The organism is Flavobacterium araucananum, assembly GCF_002222055.1.
Taxonomy (GTDB): Bacteria; Bacteroidota; Bacteroidia; order Flavobacteriales; family Flavobacteriaceae; genus Flavobacterium; species Flavobacterium araucananum.
Window position 1 is genome coordinate 34021 of sequence record NZ_MUGS01000061.1, and the last position, 24794, is coordinate 58814.

Sequence of the window (24794 nt, forward strand, 5' to 3'; positions counted from 1 at the left end):
TATAAAAAAATGCCTTGTTAAAAACAAGGCATTTTTTGTATTCAATTATTGAGTAATAAAAAATCAGCATTCATCTGTTTAATCCGTAAAACCCGAGGACAAATTTTTATCACATTTAAAAACTTAGAAACTTAGTATCTCAGCAACTTAGCACCTTTCCATTAAGACTCTTTAGGTTTCGTTAAGTAATATACCGGAATTCCCGTTAGCATAATCAAAACTCCCCAACCACAAGTTGAGAATTTTGTCAGTAATAACGAAATACAAACTGCTGCAGCAATTACAATATATAACATTGGTAAAAACGGATATCCAAAAGCCTTATAAGGTCGCTCTGCATCCGGCATTTTTTTTCGTAAAATAAAAATTCCATAGATTGTTAAAATGTAGAAAATCAAAACAATTATGATTACAAAATCTAATAAATCACCATATTTTCCTGTCAAACATAAAGCCGAAGCCCAAATACATTGTGCCCATAAAGCCCATGCAGGAACACTGGATTTGTTTAAAACAGCTGCTTTTTTAAAGAATAAACCATCTGTAGCCATTGTATAATATACCCTGGCTCCTGCCATGATTAAACCATTGTTGCAGGCAAAAGTCGAAATCATAATCATGATTGCAATAATCAACGTTCCGATATTCCCAAAAATATATTGCGAAGCGACTACCGCTACCCTATCTGATTTTGCTGTTGCAATTTCGTCTAGCGGAATAACCGCCAAATACATCAAATTGGTCAGGACATAAATAATCGTTACAATAAACGTCCCTAAAAACAAACTGAAACCTACATTTCGTTTTGGATTTTTAATTTCTCCTGCAATAAAAGTAACCCCGTTCCAGGCATCACTGGAAAATAAAGATCCAACCATTGCGGCCGAAATTCCGGTAATCAATGCCGTCCCGCTAATAGGCAACCATGAACCTGTATCTTTATTAAAAGAACGCGTTGTCCAGGCATCTGTCCAGTTTGCATCCCAAACAGAAGCTTTTGCAGCCAATGTCAATCCAAAAACAATTAAGCCCAACAATGATAAAATTTTGATAATCGTAAGAACCGTTTGCAAAATTTTTCCGTTTTTGACACCCCGGCTGTTAATGAACGTAAGCAAAACAATTGTTAGAATCGAAACAATCTGTGCTGCATTGAGTTTAAACGAACCTAACTCATACAATATATTTTCGTCGCTTAAAGGCTCATACAAATAAGCTGCAAATTTTGAGAAAGCTACACCAACGGCAGCAATCGTTCCGGTCTGAATTACAGCAAAAAAACTCCAGCCATACAAAAAGGCAATTAATTTATTGTACGCCTCTTTTAGATATACATATTGTCCTCCTGCTTTTGGGAACATTGCACTCAACTCGCCATAACTTACAGCAGCGATAATTGTAATTAATCCTGAGATAAGCCAAATCAATGTTAGCCATCCGGCTGAACCTACTTGTCTGGCGATATCGGCGCTTACGATAAATATTCCCGATCCAATCATAGAACCAACCACAAGCATGGTTCCGTCTAATAATCCGAGTTCTCTTTTAAAATGTTCTTGGTCGTTTTCTTCCATGGTTTTGTTTTTTGGGTTGGCTAAAGATATACTTTTTTCTCAAATTTTAGATTTTAGATTGTTGATTTTAGATTCTTATTTATATCCCTCAAATTCAGACAAGATGAGGCCTTTTTTAAACTAAAATTCCAATTCAGAATATAAATTTCAAGTACTATGGCGTGTCCCTTCGGGTCGGGCTTTCGGCTATATCTTTTGTTTCGTTTCTCTTCACAAAAGGATACCGCCTCTATCTCTCACGCAAATCACAATTTCATAAGAAGTTTCAGCTAACAATTATATTTACGGATTTCCATAGAATAATACTTTTTCATCTATATACATTTGCATACAATAAGACTATTTATCTAAGTAAATAAAAACTTTCTTTACTGTTTATCCCATTATATATAATACTAATCAAGCTCGTTCCAAATAAAACACACCATTACTAGTAATAATAAAAACAATTTAAAACAAACATTATTATGCCACTTATTAACTGTCCTGAATGTAATACAAAAGTATCAGATCAAGCTAACAAATGTCCACAATGTGCTTATCCCATTAAATCAAATAATGAAATTACGTCCAAAAATAATGAAGGTTGTTTTCTTCAAACATTAAATTTTGGATGCATGTTTTTTGTGGTCACAATTGGAGTTGTTTTCTTGTTCATATTTCTAGTAAGTATATTCTCTTAACCATACTAGAAAAAATGGTACATACGTCCAACCACATACGCGAAGTGCACCGAGAAGAAAATAATTCAAAAATCTTATATTCTAAATCTAAAAGAAATAAAATCAAATATGCTTTTTTTCCTTCTACTTCTCTCACTAAGTTGTAGACAAAACGAAGAACAAACATTAAACCAAATTCAAGAAAGAAATAAAGTTGATGAGAGTATTCTAAAAATCTTTACTTTTGAAGATGTTGCCAGATATACTATGGCATCTATTATGGAGCAACAACCAAAAATAGCTTTATTTACCAAATGTCTCAACAGGAAGAAATAATCAATCGAGTTGCACAAGATAAAATAGACTTTAATCTTGGCTTACAAATTTTATTAGAGCATGCTGAATACAATTTTCACGAACTTTTTATGACATTACAGAATTACATATTTAATTCTATTCCTGAAAAAACTGATTATAATACAGCTGCTTATCAAAATGCGATTAATACAATTCCTTTAAAACCGTCATATACTCCAGTTACGCTTCTTAAAACATTTTCTGCAAAAATTGCATTTAATAAATTAGCTGACCTTCCTGAAAATGAACAGACAAAAATAATATCCTCATTGCTTTGGATTTTTAAAGTGACGGATACCGAAAGAAGAAATACCGAATGTAAAAATGGGTGCGGACATTTTTGGCATGAGTTTAAATAAGATCACCTGCTTTTTTTTGAAAATAGTAAAAACTACAACCCTAAAATGTTGTAGTTTTTTTATGTCCAATTATAATGTTTTTCTTTTTAGACACATTAAAAATTGTTAAACAAAAAAAGACAATCCTAAGATTTTTTTTAATAAAACAGAATCCTTCAAATCTGTATTCTCCTGATTAATTGTGTTTCGAATTAATTTAACAAACGAAAGTCAGCATTTGAAAAGAAAATAAAAAAACTCAACAAAATCAATATATTTAAAGCACACACTATAATTAAAAACAATTTTAACAAGAAAAAATAAATGATTTGTAAAACTCTGTCGTTTTTTTATTAAATTTGATAGAGTTGATAATTAGTCATAAAACTCAAGAAATACATTAACAACTGTTTATTTTTTCAGATCAATAAAATAATCGATCCCAAACGATTATCACTACCACGTATTAACTTAAAAAAGGACTTTATAAGGCAGAGCACTAAACTATTAACCTACAAATTTGAAAATTATGTTTAAGAGTCCGTTTTTTAGAAACATACGTCTACCTAATGTTTTCATTCTTTTGTTAATTGTATTTATTTCATGTGCCTTATTAATTTGCATCAATTTTTTTACGATTAAAATCTTATCTGCCAACCGGGCTTATGTCAATGGAGAATCTCATTACTCTAAAGGACAAAAAGATGCTTCGAGACACCTTATAACCTATCTATACACAAAAGACCCCAACCAATGGAACTTGTATCTCGAAGAACTAAAAGTTCCTCAAGGTGATGGTATCGCCCGAAAAACACTTTTAAAAGCCGGCGACAATGAGGTTGCCCGTAGGGGGTTTTTAATTGGCCGAAATCACAAAGACGATTTAGACGATCTTGTCTGGTTGTTTGTAAATTTTCAACAAGTATCTTTTTTAGCTAAAGCAATTCATGAATGGGGACAAGGCGACGAATTAATATTTAAATTATTTGTTGTTGGAGAAAAAATTAATGCCGAAATAAAACACAATGTTCTAACACCCGCCAGTCAGCAAAGTTTTTTAAAACAAATTAGTACAATCAGCGATAAACTCACTATTAACGAACGCAATTTTTCGAATACTTTAGGCGAAGGGACACGAAAAATTAAAAACCTATTAATTATTACCAATATTGTTTTTATCTTAATTATTGTACTAAGCGTCTGCTCCTACTATTCGATAATGGTAAAACGATTACTGGTTTCTAAGAAAGAAATTGAAGTTAAAAATGAAAATCTGGTGATTGTTAATCGCGAATTAGATCGTTTTGTTTATAGTGCATCACATGATCTGAGGTCGCCTATAACATCCTTAAAAGGCTTAATTGAAATTACGCAACTGGAAGATGATATCGATCAGATAAAAGATTATTTAAAACTGATGCACCAAAGTTTAATCAAACAGGATCAATTTATCATAGACATCATAGATTACTCTAAAAACAAGCGAAAACAGGTTATTATGGAACCTGTTAGCCTACAGGAATTACTAGATGAATCGATCTCTCAATTAATGCATATTGAAAATGCTAACCGAATAATTTTTAAACAAGAATTATTAGTCGACCAAATCCAGAGTGACAGCTTACGACTGAAAATTATTATTTCTAATTTACTCTCTAACGCTATTAAATATGCCGATGTTACGAAACAAGAAATGTTTATCACTGTTAAAACCTACTTTGATGACGGCTATAATAAAATAGAGGTAAGCGATAACGGAATTGGAATTAAAGAGGAATTTAAAGACAATATTTTTGAAATGTATTTTGGAACAAACAAAAACAAAGGATCCGGATTGGGACTTTATATTGTAAAAGAAGCAGTTGAAAATATTCAGGGAAACATTTCTGTGTTTTCTGAAACTAATATCGGAAGTAAATTTATTGTAACAATACCTAACTAACATGGAAACGAAACCTGTATTTCTGATCATTGAAGACAATTTAATTGACCAGCTTGTTACAAAACAACTACTAAAGAAAATACTTGATACAGATCAAATTGTTATTACCAACAATGGCAAAGAAGCAATACAATGGCTTAGCACCCAAAAAAATATTCAATCGGTAATTATTTTATTAGATGTTCAAATGCCTGTAATGAATGGTTTTCAATTTTTAGGCGAATTTCATAATCTGGATAAAGCAATCAAAAAAGAAATTCAGATTTATATGCTTTCATCAACTCTGGACTCGGAAGAAATTGAGCATATCAATAATAATGACTACGTGACCGGTTTTCTAAACAAACCTTTTCCTATTGAAGAATTCAAAAACAAATTACAATTAATGGTTTAGAACTATTGTAAAATACGATTTACCTGCGAAAAGGTTCTTTGATAATATGGTTCTTTGGTCGAAGATATCATTACACCTCCGTGAGTTGAGGAATGAACAAATTTAATTTCTCCGCCAACCACTTCAACAACCATCCCAACGTGATTGATCTGACGTCGCCCATTGGTTTTAAAGAAAATCAAATCTCCTTTTTGAGCTTCCTCAGTATCTACTTTTGTTCCAATACGAGATTGCTCGATAGAGCTTCTTGGTAATTTAATATCGAAATTATTAAACGTACAAATCATTAATCCGGAGCAATCAAAACCAGCTTTTGTGGTTCCGCCTGATCGATAGCGAGTGCCAATATTATCAGTTGCATTCATAATTAATTGATTGACTAAATCTGAATGATTGCTTACTCGGAATACTGAGGTTGAATCTTTTTTAATTTCTGAATTTTCTACAACCTGAGATGGTGTTGCTAAAATGTCATTTGTTTCAGGAGTTACTTTTAAAGCCGCTATTGCATCAGCTTTTTCTTTTGTAGTATGAATTTTTAAAACATAACCCACCGGCAATTTACCTTTTATAAACGGATTTTGTTTTTCAAGCTCTTTAACCGTTATTCCGTATTTTTTAGCAATTGAGTATTTTGTTTCTTTTGGCAAAACCTCAACTACAACTTCAACATCTGTTGGAGTTTCTTCATTTTCTATTACTGGTGCAGGAACTTTTTCTGTTACTGTTGCAGAACTTGCAATTGTATTTGACGGAATATTAATTTGCTGTCCTATTTTTAACCCTTCGGTTTCTAAAAGCGGATTAGCCTTTTTTAAATCGTCAACAGATACATTGTATTTTTTTGATATTCCCCAAAGCGTTTCTTTAGCTAAAACTTCATGTGCACCTGGAGTAATAATTTGGGAGGGAGTTACATTTGCAACGGTTTCAGTAGATTTTGTTGCAACCGTTTTATTCTTATTCGGAATTAACAAAACCGAATTTAATTTTAAAATTTTTGGAGCATCAGGATTGGCTTCCTGAATATCTTTAGCCTTCACTCCATATTTTTTAGCAATTACAGTAAGGTTGTCTCCTTTTGAGATTTTGTGCTTGATAAATTTTTCCTGAGAAAATACACCAACACTAAAAAAAAACAATACTATAATTAATCTAACAACCATACCTATTAAAGTTTAATGAATACTTTTTTAAGTTAAGACAATATTTTAAACTCAAAAAAAGCAAATATATTACCTAAAAAGCGAATTTAACTTTTTAAACTAAAAGATGCACGTTTTTTAACAACTAATTTACTTCAAATTAACAGCCTCGGTGACGAAACTGAGTCAACACTCTGAAAATATGCTTTTTACACAAAAAAGGCGTTTTTTAAACAAAAACCAACCTTAAACAGGAAACTGTATGAAAAAATTAATCTTAATTTTAGTTTTCTGTCCTTTATTCTCAATGACATAAAATTATATTTACTACATAAAAAACGCCCTGTTTTCACAGAGCGTTCTTGTTATAATTAAATCTTCCAGATTAAGCTTTTCCGGCAGCGATTAAATTTAATGCTGAACCTGCAACGAACCAACCAATCTGACCTGCGTTGTAAGTATGATTTGCCAGGATAATATCTTTTGTACCATCTGCATGAACGAACTCTAACGTTAATGGTTTACCCGGAGCGAACTCTGTCAAATCAGTAAAGTTAATGGTGTCGTTCTCCTGAATTTTATCATAATCAGCTTCGTTAGCGAATGTCAATCCTAAAAGACCTTGTTTTTTAAGGTTTGTTTCGTGAATACGGGCAAAAGATTTTACCAATACCGCTTTAACACCTAAGAAACGTGGCTCCATTGCAGCATGCTCACGAGATGAACCTTCACCATAGTTGTGATCTCCCACAACGATAGATGGAACTCCGGCAGCTTTATAAGCACGAGCTACAGCAGGAACTGCATCGTAATCTCCTGTTAATTGATTTTTAACTGAGTTTGTTTTTTGGTTGAATGCATTTACTGCACCAATCAGCATATTGTTCGAAATATTATCTAAGTGTCCACGAAAACGCAACCATGGTCCAGCCATAGAGATATGATCTGTAGTACATTTTCCGAATGCTTTGATCAATAATTTAGCATCTGTAATATTTTTACCATCCCAGGCATCAAACGGAGCTAATAATTGCAAACGCTCTGATGTTGGGCTTACCACAACCTGAACTCCTGAACCGTCTAAAGCGGGAACCTGGAATCCCGGATCTTTTACATCAAATCCTCTAGGAGGCAATTCGTCTCCTGTTGGTGCTTCAAGTCTTACTTCTTCTCCATCTTCGTTGATCAACGTATCTGTTAAAGGATTAAAACCAAGATCTCCTGCAATAGCCATTGCGGTTACCAATTCCGGCGAACCTACAAAAGCTAAAGTATTTGGGTTACCATCTGCACGTTTAGAGAAGTTACGGTTGAAAGAGTGAACGATAGTATTTCTTTCTTCCTTTTCTGCTCCATCTCTGTCCCACATACCAATACATGGTCCGCAGGCATTAGCAAAAACAGTTGCTCCAATTTTTTCGAAAGTATCAATAAATCCGTCTCTTTCAATAGTATAACGAACAACTTCAGAACCTGGAGTAATGGTAAACTGAGATTTCGTTTTTAAATTTTTAGCACTTACTTGTCTTGCCAAAGATGCTGCACGCGAAATATCTTCGTAAGATGAGTTTGTACAGGAACCAATTAAACCAACCTGAATTTGTAATGGCCAGTTGTTTTTGATTGCTGTTTCTTTCATTTTAGAAATTGGAGTCGCTAAATCCGGCGTAAAAGGTCCGTTTAAGTGTGGCTCTAATTCAGTCAGGTTAATTTCGATAACCTGATCAAAATATTGTTCAGGATTAGCGTAAACTTCCGGATCTCCGGTTAAGTAAGAAGCTACTTTGTCTGCTGCATCAGCAACATCGGCTCTGTTTGTAGAACGCAGGTAACGACTCATAGAATCATCATATCCAAAAGTTGAAGTTGTAGCTCCAATTTCTGCTCCCATGTTACAAATAGTACCTTTTCCTGTACAAGACATAGAAGTTGCGCCTTCTCCAAAATATTCAACGATAGCACCTGTACCACCTTTTACAGTAAGAATACCGGCAACTTTAAGGATAACATCTTTAGGAGCCGTCCAACCTGATAATTTACCAGTCAATTTAACTCCAATTAATTTAGGAAATTTTAATTCCCAAGCCATACCGGACATAACGTCTACAGCATCTGCTCCACCAACACCAATAGCTACCATCCCTAAACCACCTGCATTTACAGTGTGAGAATCGGTACCAATCATCATTCCACCCGGGAAAGCATAATTTTCAAGTACTACCTGGTGAATAATTCCCGCTCCCGGTTTCCAGAAACCAATTCCGTATTTATTAGAAACTGACGACAGGAAGTCGAAAACTTCGTTACTTTGTGTTTTTGCTCTTGCCAAATCGGTTGCAGCATCTACTTTTGCCTGAATCAGGTGATCACAGTGAACCGTTGTAGGTACAGCCACTTTAGGTTTTCCGGCGTGCATAAATTGCAATAACGCCATTTGAGCAGTTGCATCCTGACATGCTACACGATCGGGTGCAAAATCAACATAATCAACACCTCTTCCAAACGCCTGAGTTGGATTTCCATCCCAAAGGTGATTGTATAAAATTTTCTCCGTTAAAGTAAGTGGACGACCAACAATCTCGCGTGCTTTATCAACACGACCCGGCATGTTCTCATACACTTTTTTAATCATTTCAATATCAAAAGCCATAAGTTTATAATTGTTTTTGTTTTTTTTATTTTGAACACGACAAGATACAAAAAATAGAAAAGCTATAAAAGAAAAAGCCTGAGTTTATCGACTCAGGCTTTTTATATATAATGATTATAACTAATAGTACGATTACATCACCAACAGTTTATGTGAAGGCGCAAATCTGGTCAAACTAATACCATCTACTGCAGCTGTATATTCAGCAAGTGTAGGAGTTCTACCCAAAATTGTAGACAAAACTACAACCGGTGTAGAAGAAAGTAATGACTCTCCTTTTTTACCTTCTGTATCTTCTACAACTCTTCCCTGGAAAAGACGGGTAGAAGTTGCCATTACAGTATCTCCTTTTGCAGCTTTTTCCTGGTTACCCATACAAAGATTACATCCAGGACGCTCTAAGTACAACATGTTTTCGTATTCTGTACGTGCTGCTCCTTTTGGTGCATTGTCGTTAAATTCGAAACCAGAATATTTTTGCAAAACTTCCCAATCTCCTTCAGCTTTAAGTTCGTCTACGATATTGTAAGTAGGCGGCGCTACTACAAGCGGCGCTTTGAACTCAACTTTACCGTGCTGCTCTTCTATATTTTTAAGCATTTGAGCCAAAATCTTCATATCGCCTTTGTGAACCATACAAGAACCGATAAATCCAAGATCTACTTTTTTCTCTCCTCCATAAAAAGAAAGAGGTCTAATGGTATCATGCGTATATCTTTTAGAAACATCAGCATTATTTACATCCGGATCGGCGATCATAGGCTCGATAATTTGATCAAGATCTACCACAACTTCAGCATAATACTTCGCATTTGCATCTGGTGTCAACGCTGGTTTTTCAGCTGATTTAATCTCTGTAATTCTCTTATCTGCTTTATTGATTAATCCCTGAAGAACTTGTTTATGATTATCCATTCCTTTGTCGATCATGATCTGGATTCTACCTTTTGCAATCTCAAGAGATTCAATTAAAGTATCATCTTCAGAAATACAGATAGAAGCTTTTGCTTTCATCTCTGCAGTCCAGTCTGTAAATGTAAATGCCTGATCAGCAGTAAGAGTCCCTAGATGAACCTCAATAATTCTACCTTGGAATACGTTTTCTCCACCAAACTTTTTAAGCATTTGAGCTTGTGTTGAGTGAACTACATCACGGAAGTCCATGTAATCTTTCATTTCTCCCTTAAACGTCACTTTTACAGATTCCGGAATTGGCATTGAAGCCTCTCCTGTAGCAAGAGCAAGCGCAACTGTTCCTGAGTCAGCACCAAAAGCAACCCCTTTAGACATTCTTGTATGAGAGTCTCCACCAATAATGATAGCCCACTCGTCAATAGTAATATCGTTAAGAACTTTATGAATTACATCTGTCATTGCATGATAAACTCCTTTCGGGTCACGAGCTGTGATTAGACCAAAATCGTTCATAAATTTCATTAATTTTGGAATATTTGCCTGAGCTTTTTTATCCCATACCGAAGCAGTGTGACAACCAGATTGGTAAGCACCATCAACAATTGGCGAAATAACTGTAGCTGCCATAGATTCTAATTCCTGCGCAGTCATAAGACCAGTCGTATCCTGAGAACCTACAATGTTTACTTCTACACGAACATCTGAACCTGCGTGTAAAACTTTACCCGGAGTGATTCCAACAGCGTTTTTGTTGAAGATTTTTTCTACTGCTGTAAGTCCTTGTCCTTCAAGAGAAATTTCTTTTGACGGAGCAAATACAAGAGGAGCTTCGATATCAAGAATTTTTGCTGCTAATGTTTGAAGCTTTTTACCAAATACAATTGCATAAGATCCTCCAGCTTTTATAAATTCCATTTTTTGAGGCGTAAATGCCTTCGAAATGTCAATTAATTCTTTGTCGCCATTGTAAAGTTTCTTAGTCTTTGTATTTATAGTAAGCACAGTACCAGTAGCAACAGAATATGTTTCCTCAAGAACAGGATCACCACTTTCGTTACGAATAATGTTACCATCCGCATCCAGTTTTTTAACCCAGTTTTTAAGGTCTAAACCAATACCACCTGTAACATCAACAGTTGTCAGGAAGATTGGAGAAATACCATTTGTACCTCCTACAATTGGAGCAATATTAACGAACGGAATGTATGGACTTGCTTGTTTACCACTCCAAAGTGCCACGTTGTTTACACCTGACATTCTTGAAGAACCTACACCCATTGTACCTTTTTCTGCGATCAACATCACGCTTTTGTCAGGATGTTGTGCTTGCAGCATTTTGATTTCGTCTTGTGCCTGAGGCGTAATCATACATTGACCATGAAGTTCACGATCAGAACGGGAGTGAGCCTGATTACCCGGAGACAATAAATCTGTCGAGATATCTCCTTCTCCGGCAATATAAGTAACAACTTTAATTTCTTCAACTACTTCTGGTAGTTTTGTGAAAAATTCTGCCTGCGCATAACTTTTAATAATTTCTATAGCGAATGGGTTACCATTTTTAAATGCTTCTTTTAAACGATCTGTATCTGCTTCGTAAAGATAAACTTGTGTTTTAAGTACATTTGCAGCTTCTTGTGCGATAGCAGCAGCATCACCTAAGGCTAAATCTAACAAAACTTCGATAGAAGGCCCACCTTTCATGTGTGATAATAACTCAAATGCAAAAGCAGGAGTTATCTCTTTTACCACAGATTCTCCAAGAATGATCTCCTTAAGAAACTTAGCTTTTTCTCCAGCAGCACTTGTAGTTCCCGGTATAGTATTATAAATAAAGTACTTAATCGAATCTTCTCGATATTCGTTATCTAAATCTTTAATTTGTGCAATAATTTCGCTTAATAATTCAGCGCCATCAATTGGTTTTGGGTGAAGTCCCAGATTTTTTCTTTCTTCAATCTCTTGGATATAATCCTTATAAATATTCATAATTAAGGCAGATTTATTTTTTTTACGCAAATTTAAACATTAATGCCGATAATTAAAAATAATATAATAGAAGTCGGCTTTTCAAAAATTATTATTGTTAAAAAACGATTTTGACTGCTCGTTTTTGTCAAAATATCAATTTTGTATTAAAAAAATGAATTATTGATATTTTAAGATCTTTTCTTTAACAAAGTCGGAATTTGATATTGTAAACGAAGTCAGATTTTACCTCGTTTTTAGCTAAGAATCTTTCTAAATAAGCAATTATAACGTTATAGTTGTCCTTTTAATCGCTATTTCCCCTACTTTTCGAGTTCTATAAATTATATTCTTAAGAAGAAATAAAAAAGCCGGACAAATTCAAAATTTGTCCGGCTTTTAAAACATTATTTATATTTCTTACATCAGCTTCTGGATAATAATCTCTTCGGTTATACCTTCTGCATCTGCTTTATAGTTTTTAATAATTCTGTGGCGTAATATTCCGGTTGCAACTGCTTTTACATCTTCAATATCCGGCGAAAATTTACCATTGAAAGCTGCATGTGCTTTTGCTGCCAAAATTAAATTTTGAGAAGCTCTTGGTCCTGCTCCCCAATCCAGATAATTTTTTACAAAATCATTTGACAAAGCATTATCAGGACGCGTTTTACTGACCAGAGTCACTGCATATTCGATCACATTATCAGCGACAGGAATTCTGCGAATCAAATGTTGAAAATCTATAATTTCCTCTGCTGTAAACAACGGGTTAATGGTAGTTTTGGCATCTGAAGTTGTACGCTTAACGACCTGAACTTCTTCTTCAAAAGTTGGATATTCTAATTTTACAGCAAACATAAAACGGTCTAATTGTGCTTCCGGCAAAGGATAAGTCCCTTCCTGCTCAATTGGGTTTTGAGTGGCTAATACAAAATAAGGTAAATCTAATTTATAATTTTGCCCTGCAATTGTAACGGAACGTTCCTGCATCGCTTCCAGCAAAGCTGCCTGTGTTTTGGGTGGCGTTCTATTAATCTCATCAGCCAAAATGATATTCGAAAAAATAGGCCCTTTGATAAATTTAAACTGCCTGTTTTCATCCAAAATCTCACTTCCTAAAATATCAGATGGCATTAAATCCGGCGTAAACTGAATTCTTTTAAAATCCAGGCCTAATGCCTGCGCCAAAGTATTTATCATTAATGTTTTTGCCAAACCGGGAACACCTATTAAAAGTGCATGTCCTCCAGAAAATATACAAAGTAAAATTTGATCTACAACTGCATCCTGGCCTACAATGATTTTTGCTATTTCTTTTTTTAGTTCATTTCTTTTTTGAACTAAATTGTGAATTGCTGCTACGTCAGACATTTAGATATGTTTTTAAAATTGAAAAGAGTTAGCATTATGAATTCATAAAACTAACCCTTTTTATTTATTTAATAAAAATTATTTTTTCAACCAATTGTATACAAAATTACAATCTCTGTATTCTCCAATAATCTTAATGTATGTATCTTTTATTTTTGTATCAAACCACTTCGAAATTGTTGTGATTTGTTTTTCTTTCAAGGCTAATTCTTTAATCTTAGTATAATCTTTAGCATAATCTGCCGTATGTGCATCAATTCTATTGGTAATCGTTATTAGCTTATACGTTTTTTTACCTTTATCATCTGTATTTAAGATAGGTTGCGAAACTTCATTATCTTTCAGATTAGAAACCTGACTGTATAAAGTCGGATCCATTTTGGTCAACTCAAAACGGGTATCTTGTGTATTAGGATTCACTAAAGTTCCTCCGTTTGCTCTTGTTTCTTTCTCGTCAGATTCTGTTCTGGCGGCTTCTGCAAAAGTAATTTCTTTGTTTACTATTTTATTTCTAACGTTAGTAATTCTTTCTTTAGCGTCTTTCAAAGCATCTTCAGAAACTGTTGGCGCAATTAAAATATGACGCAATTCTACTTCCTGACCTTTTATTTTTTCGACCATAATAATATGATAACCAAAAGTAGTTTTAAAAGGTTCTGATACTTCCCCTTCACCCAAACTAAAAGCCACATCTTTGAACTCTTTTACAAATGGTGTTTTTCTTGTCATTTTATAAAAACCTCCGTTGGGTGCTGATCCCGGATCTTGTGAGTACAAAACTGCTTTTGTAGCAAAACTTGAACCTTCGAGAACGTCTTTTCTAATCGAATTTAATCTGTCAATTACTCTTTGCTCATCGTCTTTAGAAACTTTAGGTTCTACAACAATTTGCGCTACTTCCATCTCTGCACCAAAAGTTGGCAATTCATCCTTTGGTATTTTTTTGAAGAAATTACGAACTTCTTCCGGAGTAATTTCTACTGCGTCTACAATTTTCTTGGTCATTTCTGACGCTAATTTCTGCTCTTTTAAGATGTCTGCAAAATACGTTTTAAACTCTTCTACTGAATTCTTTTTGTAATAAGCGACTACTTTATTGATATCTCCAACTTGTTGAACCATATAATTCAATCGTTCGTCCATCATACTTCTTACCTCGGCATCACTAACGACAATACTATCCTGAATCGCCTGATGTGCATATAATTTATCTTCTAAAAGTTTACCAAGCATTTGGCATCTTGTAATGTCTTTGGTAGAACCTCCCTGAGCCGAAATTTCTAAATATCCTTTATCAATATCCGAATCTAAAACAATATAATCTCCAACTGTAGCAATAATACCATCAATTTTTTGCTTTTGTCCGGAAGGAACCACTGTAACAGGCTTTTTAATCACAGTATCTTTAATAATTTCCTGAGCAGAAATGATTGAGTTGAAAAAAAATAAAAAACACATTGTCAACACTAATTTGTAATCAATTGTTTTTAGCAGTAATTTTTTTAATAACATTATTTTAAATTTAATTTGAATGTAAAGATCTTGCTTTTAGAAATTTTGTTTTAAACTAAAATCATTTTAAAATGTATTGCCAATGAATTAACTTGAAAATACTAAATAATTAAGATCTAGTTCTTTTTAACTTATAACGAACAAAAATAACAATTCAATTACATAATACAACTATCGTCTATACTATTAACAAAAAATTATAGAGATGATCCTTAAATTTCGTAAAAACAGTATGGTCTTAAGGGATTAACTTGTATCCAAACCTAAAAAACCAGTCTTAAAATTGGTGATTAAGCGACATTTAGGCAAATACTTTTAGAAAAAATCAAACCTCATATTTATAGCTAATAAAAAAAGTTATCAATACTACAACGTTTTCGTAGTATAACTATTTTCTTATAAAATTAGATCGAATCAAAAAACCGCTACTTTAGATGAATAATTGATAATTAATAATTAATAGGTGCTAAAATTACGAATAGTTCTTTTTTAACTTTAATTAATATCAAATTAAAAACTTTATTACTCTAACCTTAACCAAATCTACATTATGAAAAAACCTATTGTAAAGATTTATTTACTGGCAGCAATTACAACCTTCTTGTATTCATGCTCGCAAAATGAACCAAATGAACCAGATTTAAAAGCTGAAAGTCAGCAATTTGAGATCATTAATGTAACACATCATGATGGAAAACCTTTTAGTACAGGAATTCCTAATACATCTCAAACCGGAAAATATGTTGACAATCCCGGTGGTGGCGTTATGATGCAGGCTTTTTATTGGGATGTTCCCTCTGGTGGAAACTGGTGGAATACGATTAGTACGAAAGTAACGGATTGGTCGAATGCCGGAATTGGATCTATATGGTTACCTCCTGCTTCTAAGGCTCAAAACGGAGCTTTATCAATGGGATACGATCCTACAGATTATTTCGATTTTGGAGATTACAATCAGAACGGTTCTGTAGAAACTCGTTTTGGTTCTAAAACCGAATTGGTAAGCCTGATCACAAAAGCACATGCCGAGAACGTAAAAGTATATGCCGACATTGTAATCAATCATAATAGTGGCGGACAATCTGAAGCAAATCCGTTTACCGGAACCAATACCTGGACAAACTTTACCGGGGTAGCTTCAGGAAAATTCCCGCGTTCTTACAATGACTTTTACAAAAACAGTTATGGCAACAATGACGAAGGTGCTTTTGGAGGATTTCCGGACTTATGCCATGCAGCTCCTAATGTTCAAAATTGGTTGTGGCTAAGAGCAGACGGAGTTGGTAAATATTACAAAAATACCATGAAATTCGATGGTTGGAGATTTGATTACGTAAAAGGATTTGGTGCCTGGGTGGTAAATTCCTGGAATGCAAATGTAGGCGGCTTTTCGGTTGGTGAATTATGGGACTCGAATGTAAACGTATTAAACGACTGGGCTAATAATGCCAATAGCTCTGTTTTTGATTTTGCGTGTTATTATAAAATGAACGATGCCTTTGACGGAAATAACCTTGCCTTACTAAACGACGACATGATGTGGAAGAGAAATCCGTATAAAGCGGTGACTTTTGTAACGAACCATGATACGGACGAAATTTCGAATAAATTATTAGCTTATTCTTATATTTTAACTCATGAAGGATATCCAACCATATTTTACAGAGATTATGAAGAATGGCTGGATAAAAACAAATTAAACAATCTGATCTGGATTCATAACAATAAAGCTACGGGTACAACATCAATTTTATATTCGGATAATGATGAATATGTGGCAAGAAGAAACGGCTATAATGGAAATCCAGGATTGGTTGTTTACATTAACAACTCTGATTCCTGGCAAGAAAGATGGATTCAGACGAATTGGGCAAGTACTCAAATTAAGGATTTTACAGGAAATTCAACCTGGTTTCCTACCACACAAGCAGACAAATGGGTAAAAATTCAATGTCCGCCTAAAGGATATTCAGTTTGGTCCGTTAACCAATAATCTAAAATTAGTAATTCTAAGGCTGTTCTCATAAAACAGCCTTATTTTTTTGCCGATATTTTGAGTGTAATCAATTTTAACACATAGAAACATAGATTCTGTACGCTCAAAAAAGACGTTTCACTTCTTTAAAAGTCACAGAGTTCAGTTATGTGCAAGAAACATGTTTCTTTTTACGCTCTTTTACAGATCCAAAATCTATGTTTCTATGTGCTAAATGAAATTTATTAATTACACCCAACGAGTTACTTTAATAAAATAAAAGAGTTCCTAATTTAAGAAGTGAATATTTTTATTAAGCGGTAATTAATAGTACTTTTGCAACCTATTTATACGAAATATGAGCTTTTTAAAAGAAATACAACGCAGAAGAACTTTTGGAATTATATCGCATCCTGATGCCGGTAAAACAACTTTGACAGAGAAGTTATTGTTGTTTGGTGGTGCTATTCAGGAAGCAGGTGCGGTAAAAAACAATAAAATAAAAAAAGGAGCAACGAGTGATTTCATGGAAATCGAACGCCAAAGAGGTATTTCGGTTTCAACCTCTGTACTTGCTTTTAATTATAAAGAAAAAAAAATCAATATTCTTGATACTCCGGGACACAAGGATTTTGCCGAAGATACTTTTAGAACTTTAACAGCTGTTGATAGCGTTATTGTAGTAATTGACGTTGCAAAAGGAGTCGAGGAACAAACGGAAAAATTAGTTGCCGTTTGTAGAATGCGTAACATTCCGATGATTGTTTTTATCAACAAATTGGACCGTGAAGGAAAAGATGCTTTTGACTTAATGGACGAAGTGGAACAAAAATTGGGATTAAAAGTTACTCCTCTAAGTTTCCCGATTGGTATGGGTTATGACTTTCAGGGAATTTATAATTTATGGGAACAAAACATCAATATTTTTAGTGGCGACAGTCGTAAAAATATTGAAGAAACGATCGCTTTCTCTGATGTTCAAAGTCCTGAATTAGAAAAAATTATTGGTCCAAAACCTGCTGATAGATTGCGTGAGGAATTAGAATTAATCGACGAAGTTTATCCAAAATTTGATCGTCAGGATTATTTAGACGGAAAATTACAACCTGTATTCTTTGGTTCGGCTTTAAATAATTTTGGAGTACGCGAATTATTAGATTGTTTTGTAACGATCGCTCCGTCTCCCAGAGCAAAAGATTCTGAAACTCGTTTAGTAGATCCCACTGAAGAAAAAATGAGTGGTTTTGTTTTCAAAATCCACGCTAATATGGATCCTAAACACCGAGACCGTCTAGCTTTTATTAAAATTGTTTCAGGTACTTTTGAAAGAAATAAACCTTATTATCACGTTCGTCAAAAGAAAAATTTAAAATTCTCGAGTCCAAATGCCTTTTTTGCTGAGAAAAAAGAAATTGTCGACATTTCGTATCCCGGTGATATTGTAGGTTTGCATGATACCGGAAACTTTAAAATTGGTGATACTTTAACCGAAGGTGAAATTATGAGTTTCAAAGGAATTCCGAGTTTTTCTCCGGAACACTTTAGATACATCAATAATGCTGATCCTATGAAGGCCAAACAATTGGATAAAGGTATCGATCAGTTAATGGATGAAGGTGTTGCTCAATTGTTTACTTTAGAAATGAACAATCGAAAAGTGATCGGGACTGTTGGAGCACTTCAATATGAGGTTATTCAGTATCGTTTAGAGCATGAATATGGTGCTAAATGTACTTATGAGAATTTCCCGGTTCATAAAGCTTGTTGGGTAAAACCTGATGATGCAAAAAATAACGAATTCAAAGAATTCAAACGCATTAAGCAAAAATTCTTAGCGCATGATAAATATGGTCAATTGGTATTCTTAGCAGATTCTGACTTTACAATTCAGATGACTCAAAACAAATATCCAAGTGTGAAGTTATTTTTTACTTCAGAATTTGATTAATTTCTCCTGAAAAGAAAAACATAAAAAGGCTGTCTAAATTTACTTAGACAGCCTTTATTCTTTATGAAATTCCCAAATATTATTTGTCTTTAATATAGTTAATCCCTAATCCTCCGGCAATCATAACTTTAGTAAGTTCTCCCTCGGCAATACTTATATTTTGCACCAGGATATTATTTTTAACTGATTCTATACTAAAAGGTATTTCTTTTGAAAGGTAATAGTCATCTCCGGTAATCGTAACTAAAAGACTTTTACTGTTTTTTAAAACTTTTACAGGAATAGAAAATGCTCCTGTTTTAGAATTTATTCTAAACGTGCTTTCAGAACCCATAATTGAAAGCATCAGGTTTGAATACATTTTATGAGTAATGGGTTGATTTGTTTTAGCGTCTAATAGCTTTCCTTTTATTGTTATCAACAATTCTTCTTCAACAACTTGGTTATAAGCAACTTTACCCATCTTATGCGCATTTGGTTTTGGATAACTTATTTCTGTTTTAACTACTGTTTTTTCTTGTGCAACAACATTTGATGCCAATAGAATTGATGCCGCAACCGCTGCGTATTTCAGACTATTGATTTTAGAAATTTCATTATACTCAAATTCCTGCTCTAATTGTGTTACTCTCAGTCGCGCACAAATAGTTGTATCCTTAGTTTCTGCAATAAATTTAGCTACTTCAGAATTCGATTTTTTACTTAAATCAATGACATTTTTTGCACATGAATTACAAAATGAACCGTTTGCATTAGGAATCATTTTATTAAAATTTTCAGAGCATGGACTTGCTATTTCTAAGGTGAATTTCTTTTTCATTTGGTACTTTTTTAAAGTTAAAATCTTTTGCAGATACGTATTACTTATATAGAGTACATTTTTTGTAAAAAGGTTGGGACGAGCCTAAAATTAATTTTTATTTCAGGATTTAATTGTCATTTTAAAACCACACATATTACCATAAAAAAAGCGCTAATTTATAATTAGCGCTTTTTTTTAATTTGAATTAACCCAACCTTAATCAGTTATTATATTCCAAAAATTAACCCCTTTTTATTAGGAGAAACTAAATTAGAATAACAGATTGAAAGCAAAAAATTTAGTCGATGAAAGTTAACTAAATCGGTTAAACTACATTTTAGATGCATTTCTGTTGGTAATAAAAAAGCCCCATTTAAAAAAATGGGGCTTTAATACTTTATGCTTGTCCTGCCGGACCAAAATTAAGCGGTATTGGTGCTTGTTCTGTCTCTTTGATTTCGCCGTGAGCGACTTCAAAACGATGAATATTTTCTCCAATTGCTTTCAATAATCTTTTAGCATGTTGTGGTGTCAAGACAATTCTTGACTTTACTTTGGCTTTAGGAATACCAGGCATAATACTCACAAAATCTAAAACAAATTCTGATGATGAGTGGTTAATAATCGCAAGATTAGAATAAATTCCTTCTGCAATAGTTTCGTCTAACTCAATATTAATTTGCTCTTGTTGTTGGTTCGGATTACTCATAGTTCCCTAATTAATAGATATATTCTTCTTTATTAGCCATCATTTCATTGTAATCGTCTTTAGATCCTACGATAGTGTTATCATATTCTCTCATACCAGTTCCCGCAGGAATTCTGTGTCCAACAATTACATTTTCTTTCAATCCTTCTAAATCATCTACTTTACCAGCTACAGCAGCTTCGTTAAGTACTTTTGTTGTTTCCTGGAAAGAAGCAGCAGAGATGAATGATTTAGTTTGTAGCGAAGCTCTTGTAATACCTTGTAAAACTGGCGTTGCAGTTGCAGTAATTACCTCTCTGGCTACAACTAGATTTTTATCATTTCGTTTAAGCAATGAGTTTTCATCACGTAAATCACGAGGCGAAATAATCTGACCTGGTTTCAATACGGCAGAATCTCCAGCGTCTTCAACTACTTTCATACCGTATAATTTGTCATTTTGAACGATAAAGTCTTTAGTGTGAATTAATTGATCTTCCAGGAATAATGTATCTCCCGGATCCTGAACTCTTACTTTACGCATCATTTGACGAATAACTACCTCAAAGTGCTTGTCATTAATTTTTACCCCTTGTAAACGGTATACCTCTTGAATTTCATTTACCAAGTACTGTTGAACAGCTGCTGGTCCTTGAATTCTTAAGATGTCATCTGGTGTAATTGCACCGTCAGACAATGGTACTCCTGCTCTTACGAAGTCATTTTCCTGTACTAAGATTTGGCTAGAAAGTTTAACTAAATACTTTTTAATCTCACCAAATTTAGATTCGATAACAATTTCACGGTTACCTCTTTTGATTTTTCCAAAAGAAACAACACCGTCAATTTCAGAAACAACCGCCGGGTTAGAAGGGTTACGAGCCTCAAGCAACTCAGTAATTCTTGGTAAACCTCCTGTAATATCTCCTGCTTTAGAAGAACGACGTGGAATTTTTACTAATACTTTACCTGCTTTAATTTTCTCACCGTTCTCAACCATAAGGTGGGCTCCTACTGGTAAGTTATACGAACGAATCAATTCACCTTCTTTACCGTAAACCAATAAAGTTGGAATTAATTTTTTATTTCTAGCTTCAGAAATTACTTTTTCCTGGAATCCTGTTTGCTCATCGATTTCAACCATGAACGATTGTCCTTGCTCTAAATCCTCGTAAGCAATCTTACCAGTAAATTCAGAAACAATTACACCATTATATGGATCCCACTTACAGATCACAGATCCTTTAGTAACTACTTCACCATCCTTAACGAAAATACTAGATCCGTAAGGAATATTGTGTGTATTTAAGACGATTCCAGTTTTCTCATCAACTAATTTTAATTCAGTTGAACGTGATACTACGATATCTACCGCATTACCTTCACTATCTTCACCTTTTACAGTTTTTAAATCTTCAATCTCAAGTCTACCGTTGAATCTTGTAACAATACTAGATTCTTCAGAAATACCTCCGGCAACCCCTCCAACGTGGAACGTACGAAGTGTTAACTGTGTACCTGGTTCTCCAATAGATTGAGCTGCAATAACTCCTACTGCTTCACCTCTTTGTGTCATCTTACCAGTAGCTAAGTTTCTACCGTAACATTTAGCACAAATACCTTTTAAAGCTTCACAAGTTAATGGAGATCTAACTTCTACTCTTTCAATCGGAGAAGCTTCGATAACTCTCATGATTGCTTCTGTAATTTGGTGACCTGACTGAACTAAAACTTCATTAGTAAGAGGATTAATAACATCTTGCAATGCAACACGTCCTAAAATTCTTTCTCCTAAAGATTCAACAATTTCCTCATTTTTCTTCAAAGCAGAAACTTCAACACCTCTAAGAGTACCACAATCTTCAATGTTTACAATAACATCTTGCGATACGTCATGAAGCCTTCTTGTTAAGTATCCGGCATCGGCAGTTTTAAGAGCCGTATCCGCAAGTCCTTTACGAGCACCGTGAGTAGAAATAAAGTACTCAAGGATCGAAAGTCCTTCCTTAAAGTTAGAAAGAATCGGGTTTTCAATAATCTCACCACCACCGGCAGTAGATTTTTTAGGCTTAGCCATCAAACCACGCATACCAGTTAACTGACGAATCTGTTCCTTAGAACCCCTCGCCCCAGAGTCAAGCATCATATATACAGAGTTGAAACCTTGTTGGTCTTCTCTAATATTTTTCATTGCTAATTCTGTCAACTGCGCATTTGCTGAAGTCCATACGTCAATAACCTGGTTGTAACGTTCGTTATTGGTAATAAGACCCATATTATAATTCACAGAAATACCTTCAACTTGCTCTCTGGCATCTGCAATTAATTTTGTTTTTTGCTCTGGAATTCTAATATCACCAAGAGAGAATGATAAACCTCCTCTAAATGCGAATTTATACCCCATATCTTTCATATTGTCCAAGAAAGCAGCAGTAGTAGGTACATTAGTCACACTTAAAATGTGTCCAATAATATCTCTAAGGTTTTTCTTAGTCAATACATCATTGATATATCCAGCTGCTTCAGGTACTACTTCGTTAAATAATACACGTCCTGCAGTTGTTTGAATGATTTTATACACTAACTCTCCAGCTTCGTTAAAATCTTTTGCTCTGATTCTTACACGAGCATTCAATTCTAATCTTCCTTCGTTTAATGCAATATTTACTTCTTCAGCAGAATAAAATGTTAAGTCTTGACCTAAAATTATGTGTTCTGGTGTAGAGATACGTTCTTTGGTCATATAATATAGACCCAAGACCATATCCTGAGAAGGTACAGTAATTGGAGCACCATTTGCAGGATTCAGAATATTGTGAGAAGCCAACATTAATAATTGTGCCTCTAAAATAGCTTCTGGTCCTAATGGCAAGTGAACTGCCATCTGATCCCCATCAAAATCGGCGTTGAAAGCCGTACATACTAATGGGTGCAATTGGATCGCTTTTCCTTCAATTAATTTTGGCTGGAAAGCCTGAATACCAAGTCTGTGTAACGTAGGAGCACGGTTAAGTAATACTGGGTGTCCTTTAATTACATTTTCAAGGATATCCCAAACTACAGGCTCTTTTTTGTCTATAATTTTCTTTGCAGATTTTACTGTTTTAACAATACCTCTTTCGATCAATTTACGGATAACAAAAGGTTTGTATAATTCAGATGCCATATCTTTTGGCAATCCACATTCGAATAATTTTAATTCAGGACCAACAACAATTACCGAACGAGCAGAATAATCCACACGTTTTCCAAGTAAGTTTTGACGGAAACGTCCTTGCTTACCTTTTAAGGAATCTGATAATGATTTTAATGGTCTGTTAGATTCTGTTTTAACAGCAGAAGCTTTACGCGTGTTGTCAAATAATGAATCTACAGATTCCTGCAACATACGTTTCTCGTTTCTTAAGATAACTTCCGGAGCTTTAATCTCCATTAATCTTTTCAAACGGTTGTTACGGATGATTACACGACGGTATAAATCATTTAAATCTGAAGTTGCAAAACGACCTCCATCAAGTGGTACAAGCGGACGTAATTCTGGTGGAATAACAGGAACCACTTTCATGATCATCCACTCAGGACGATTTTCGCGGTTTAAGTTAGACTCACGGAAAGACTCAACAACTTGTAATCTTTTTAAAGCTTCCGTTTTACGTTGTTTAGATGTTTCGTTATTAGCGCTGTGTCTCAATTGGTAAGACAACTCATCTAAGTCGATACGTGCTAATAAATCCATAATACACTCTGCTCCCATTTTGGCAACAAATTTATTAGGATCCATATCATCTAAATATTGATTTTCTTGCGGAAGAGTATCTAAAATATTCAAATATTCTTCTTCAGTTAAGAAATCTAATCTTTGTAATGATTCTCCATCTGCATTTTTAGCAATACCAGCCTGAATTACTACATATCTTTCGTAGTAAATGATCATATCTAATTTCTTAGATGGAAGACCAAGGATATAACCAATTTTGTTTGGAAGAGAACGGAAGTACCAGATGTGAGCAATTGGCACAACAAGGTTGATGTGTCCTACTCTGTCACGACGTACTTTTTTCTCTGTAACTTCAACACCACAACGGTCACAGATGATCCCTTTGTAACGAATTCTTTTATATTTACCACAAGCACACTCAAAATCCTTAACAGGTCCGAAGATTCTTTCACAGAAAAGTCCGTCACGTTCTGGTTTGTGCGTTCTGTAGTTGATAGTTTCTGGTTTCAAAACCTCTCCTCTTGATTCTTTCAAGATAGATTCAGGTGAAGCCAATCCAATAGAGATTTTATTAAATCTTTTTACTGGATTTTTATCTTTATTATTATTTCTATTATTCATCATAGTTTTTACTATTGATTTATCTGCAATTAAAAAATTGATTTTAACTTATAACCTTCTCTTTAAAAAAGAGTAAAACCATCAAGTCACTACCACGGATTACTTCTCTAAACTTCAAACGTCAATTTTGAAGTGCTAATTACAAAACCTTAAGGTTGTAAGTAAAAAATCGGAACGGGTTACGGGTATAAATCCTAAAAACTTTATTTTA

At 34.1% G+C, this 24794-nt stretch carries 14 protein-coding genes; 5 read left to right on the top strand and 9 right to left on the bottom strand.

What is annotated here, in order from left to right:
* Positions 1 to 161: 161 nt before the first annotated feature.
* Entirely contained in the window at positions 162 to 1574 is a 1413-nt protein-coding gene (locus B0A64_RS21360) for an APC family permease (RefSeq protein ID WP_089481508.1), read from the bottom strand.
* Between the two features lie 976 nt (positions 1575 to 2550).
* On the opposite strand from B0A64_RS21360, the gene B0A64_RS21370 reads away from it, so the two are divergent.
* The 3 genes from B0A64_RS21370 (at position 2551) to B0A64_RS21380 (ending at position 5267) form a co-directional block, all read left to right on the top strand.
* Complete coding sequence (locus B0A64_RS21370) at positions 2551 to 2952, top strand: DUF5958 family protein (protein ID WP_089481510.1); 402 nt, start codon at positions 2551 to 2553, stop codon at positions 2950 to 2952.
* Positions 2953 to 3460: 508 nt separating this feature from the next.
* On the top strand, positions 3461 to 4873 hold the full coding sequence (locus tag B0A64_RS21375) for a sensor histidine kinase (protein WP_089481511.1): 1413 nt from the start codon (positions 3461 to 3463) through the stop codon (positions 4871 to 4873).
* 1 nt (position 4874) lies between these two features.
* Positions 4875 to 5267 carry a response regulator gene (locus B0A64_RS21380; RefSeq protein WP_089481512.1) on the top strand — a complete coding sequence of 131 codons (393 nt, stop codon included), beginning with the start codon at positions 4875 to 4877 and terminating at the stop codon, positions 5265 to 5267.
* A 2-nt stretch (positions 5268 to 5269) separates the two neighbouring features.
* On the opposite strand, the gene B0A64_RS21385 is transcribed toward B0A64_RS21380, so the two are convergent.
* The 5 genes from B0A64_RS21385 to B0A64_RS21405 form a co-directional block, all read right to left on the bottom strand.
* The gene (locus tag B0A64_RS21385) at positions 5270 to 6433 is read right to left on the bottom strand and encodes a C40 family peptidase (RefSeq protein ID WP_089481513.1); all 1164 of its coding nucleotides are present in this window, start codon (positions 6431 to 6433) and stop codon (positions 5270 to 5272) included.
* A gap of 364 nt (positions 6434 to 6797) precedes the next feature.
* Positions 6798 to 9062: an aconitate hydratase gene (locus B0A64_RS21390; protein ID WP_089481514.1), complete on the bottom strand. Its 2265-nt coding sequence runs from the start codon at positions 9060 to 9062 to the stop codon at positions 6798 to 6800.
* 132 nt (positions 9063 to 9194) lie between these two features.
* On the bottom strand, positions 9195 to 11966 hold the full coding sequence (locus B0A64_RS21395; protein WP_089481515.1) for a bifunctional aconitate hydratase 2/2-methylisocitrate dehydratase: 2772 nt from the start codon (positions 11964 to 11966) through the stop codon (positions 9195 to 9197).
* A gap of 399 nt (positions 11967 to 12365) precedes the next feature.
* Positions 12366 to 13319, bottom strand: coding sequence for an AAA family ATPase (locus B0A64_RS21400; protein WP_089481516.1), 954 nt, complete (start codon positions 13317 to 13319; stop codon positions 12366 to 12368).
* Positions 13320 to 13397: 78 nt separating this feature from the next.
* Entirely contained in the window at positions 13398 to 14831 is a 1434-nt protein-coding gene (locus B0A64_RS21405) for a peptidylprolyl isomerase (RefSeq protein WP_089481517.1), read from the bottom strand.
* A 550-nt stretch (positions 14832 to 15381) separates the two neighbouring features.
* On the opposite strand from B0A64_RS21405, the gene B0A64_RS21410 reads away from it, so the two are divergent.
* Together B0A64_RS21410 and B0A64_RS21415 are read left to right on the top strand one after the other, a co-directional pair.
* On the top strand, positions 15382 to 16824 hold the full coding sequence (locus B0A64_RS21410; RefSeq protein WP_089481518.1) for an alpha-amylase: 1443 nt from the start codon (positions 15382 to 15384) through the stop codon (positions 16822 to 16824).
* 340 nt (positions 16825 to 17164) lie between these two features.
* Positions 17165 to 18754, top strand: a complete 1590-nt coding sequence (locus B0A64_RS21415; RefSeq protein ID WP_089481519.1) for a peptide chain release factor 3 — start codon at positions 17165 to 17167, stop codon at positions 18752 to 18754.
* A gap of 79 nt (positions 18755 to 18833) precedes the next feature.
* Here B0A64_RS21415 and B0A64_RS21420 read toward each other — a convergent pair whose 3' ends face one another.
* The 3 genes from B0A64_RS21420 to rpoC all read right to left on the bottom strand — a co-directional run bounded on the left by B0A64_RS21420 (position 18834) and on the right by rpoC (position 24586).
* The gene (locus tag B0A64_RS21420) at positions 18834 to 19574 is read right to left on the bottom strand and encodes a hypothetical protein (RefSeq protein WP_089481520.1); all 741 of its coding nucleotides are present in this window, start codon (positions 19572 to 19574) and stop codon (positions 18834 to 18836) included.
* 379 nt (positions 19575 to 19953) lie between these two features.
* A complete protein-coding gene (locus B0A64_RS21425) occupies positions 19954 to 20265 on the bottom strand; it encodes a DUF3467 domain-containing protein (RefSeq protein ID WP_017496730.1) in 312 nt (103 codons plus the stop codon).
* A gap of 10 nt (positions 20266 to 20275) precedes the next feature.
* Positions 20276 to 24586 (bottom strand): DNA-directed RNA polymerase subunit beta', encoded by a 4311-nt coding sequence (gene rpoC, locus B0A64_RS21430; RefSeq protein WP_089481521.1) that lies wholly within the window; start codon positions 24584 to 24586, stop codon positions 20276 to 20278.
* Between the last annotated feature and the right edge of the window lie 208 nt (positions 24587 to 24794).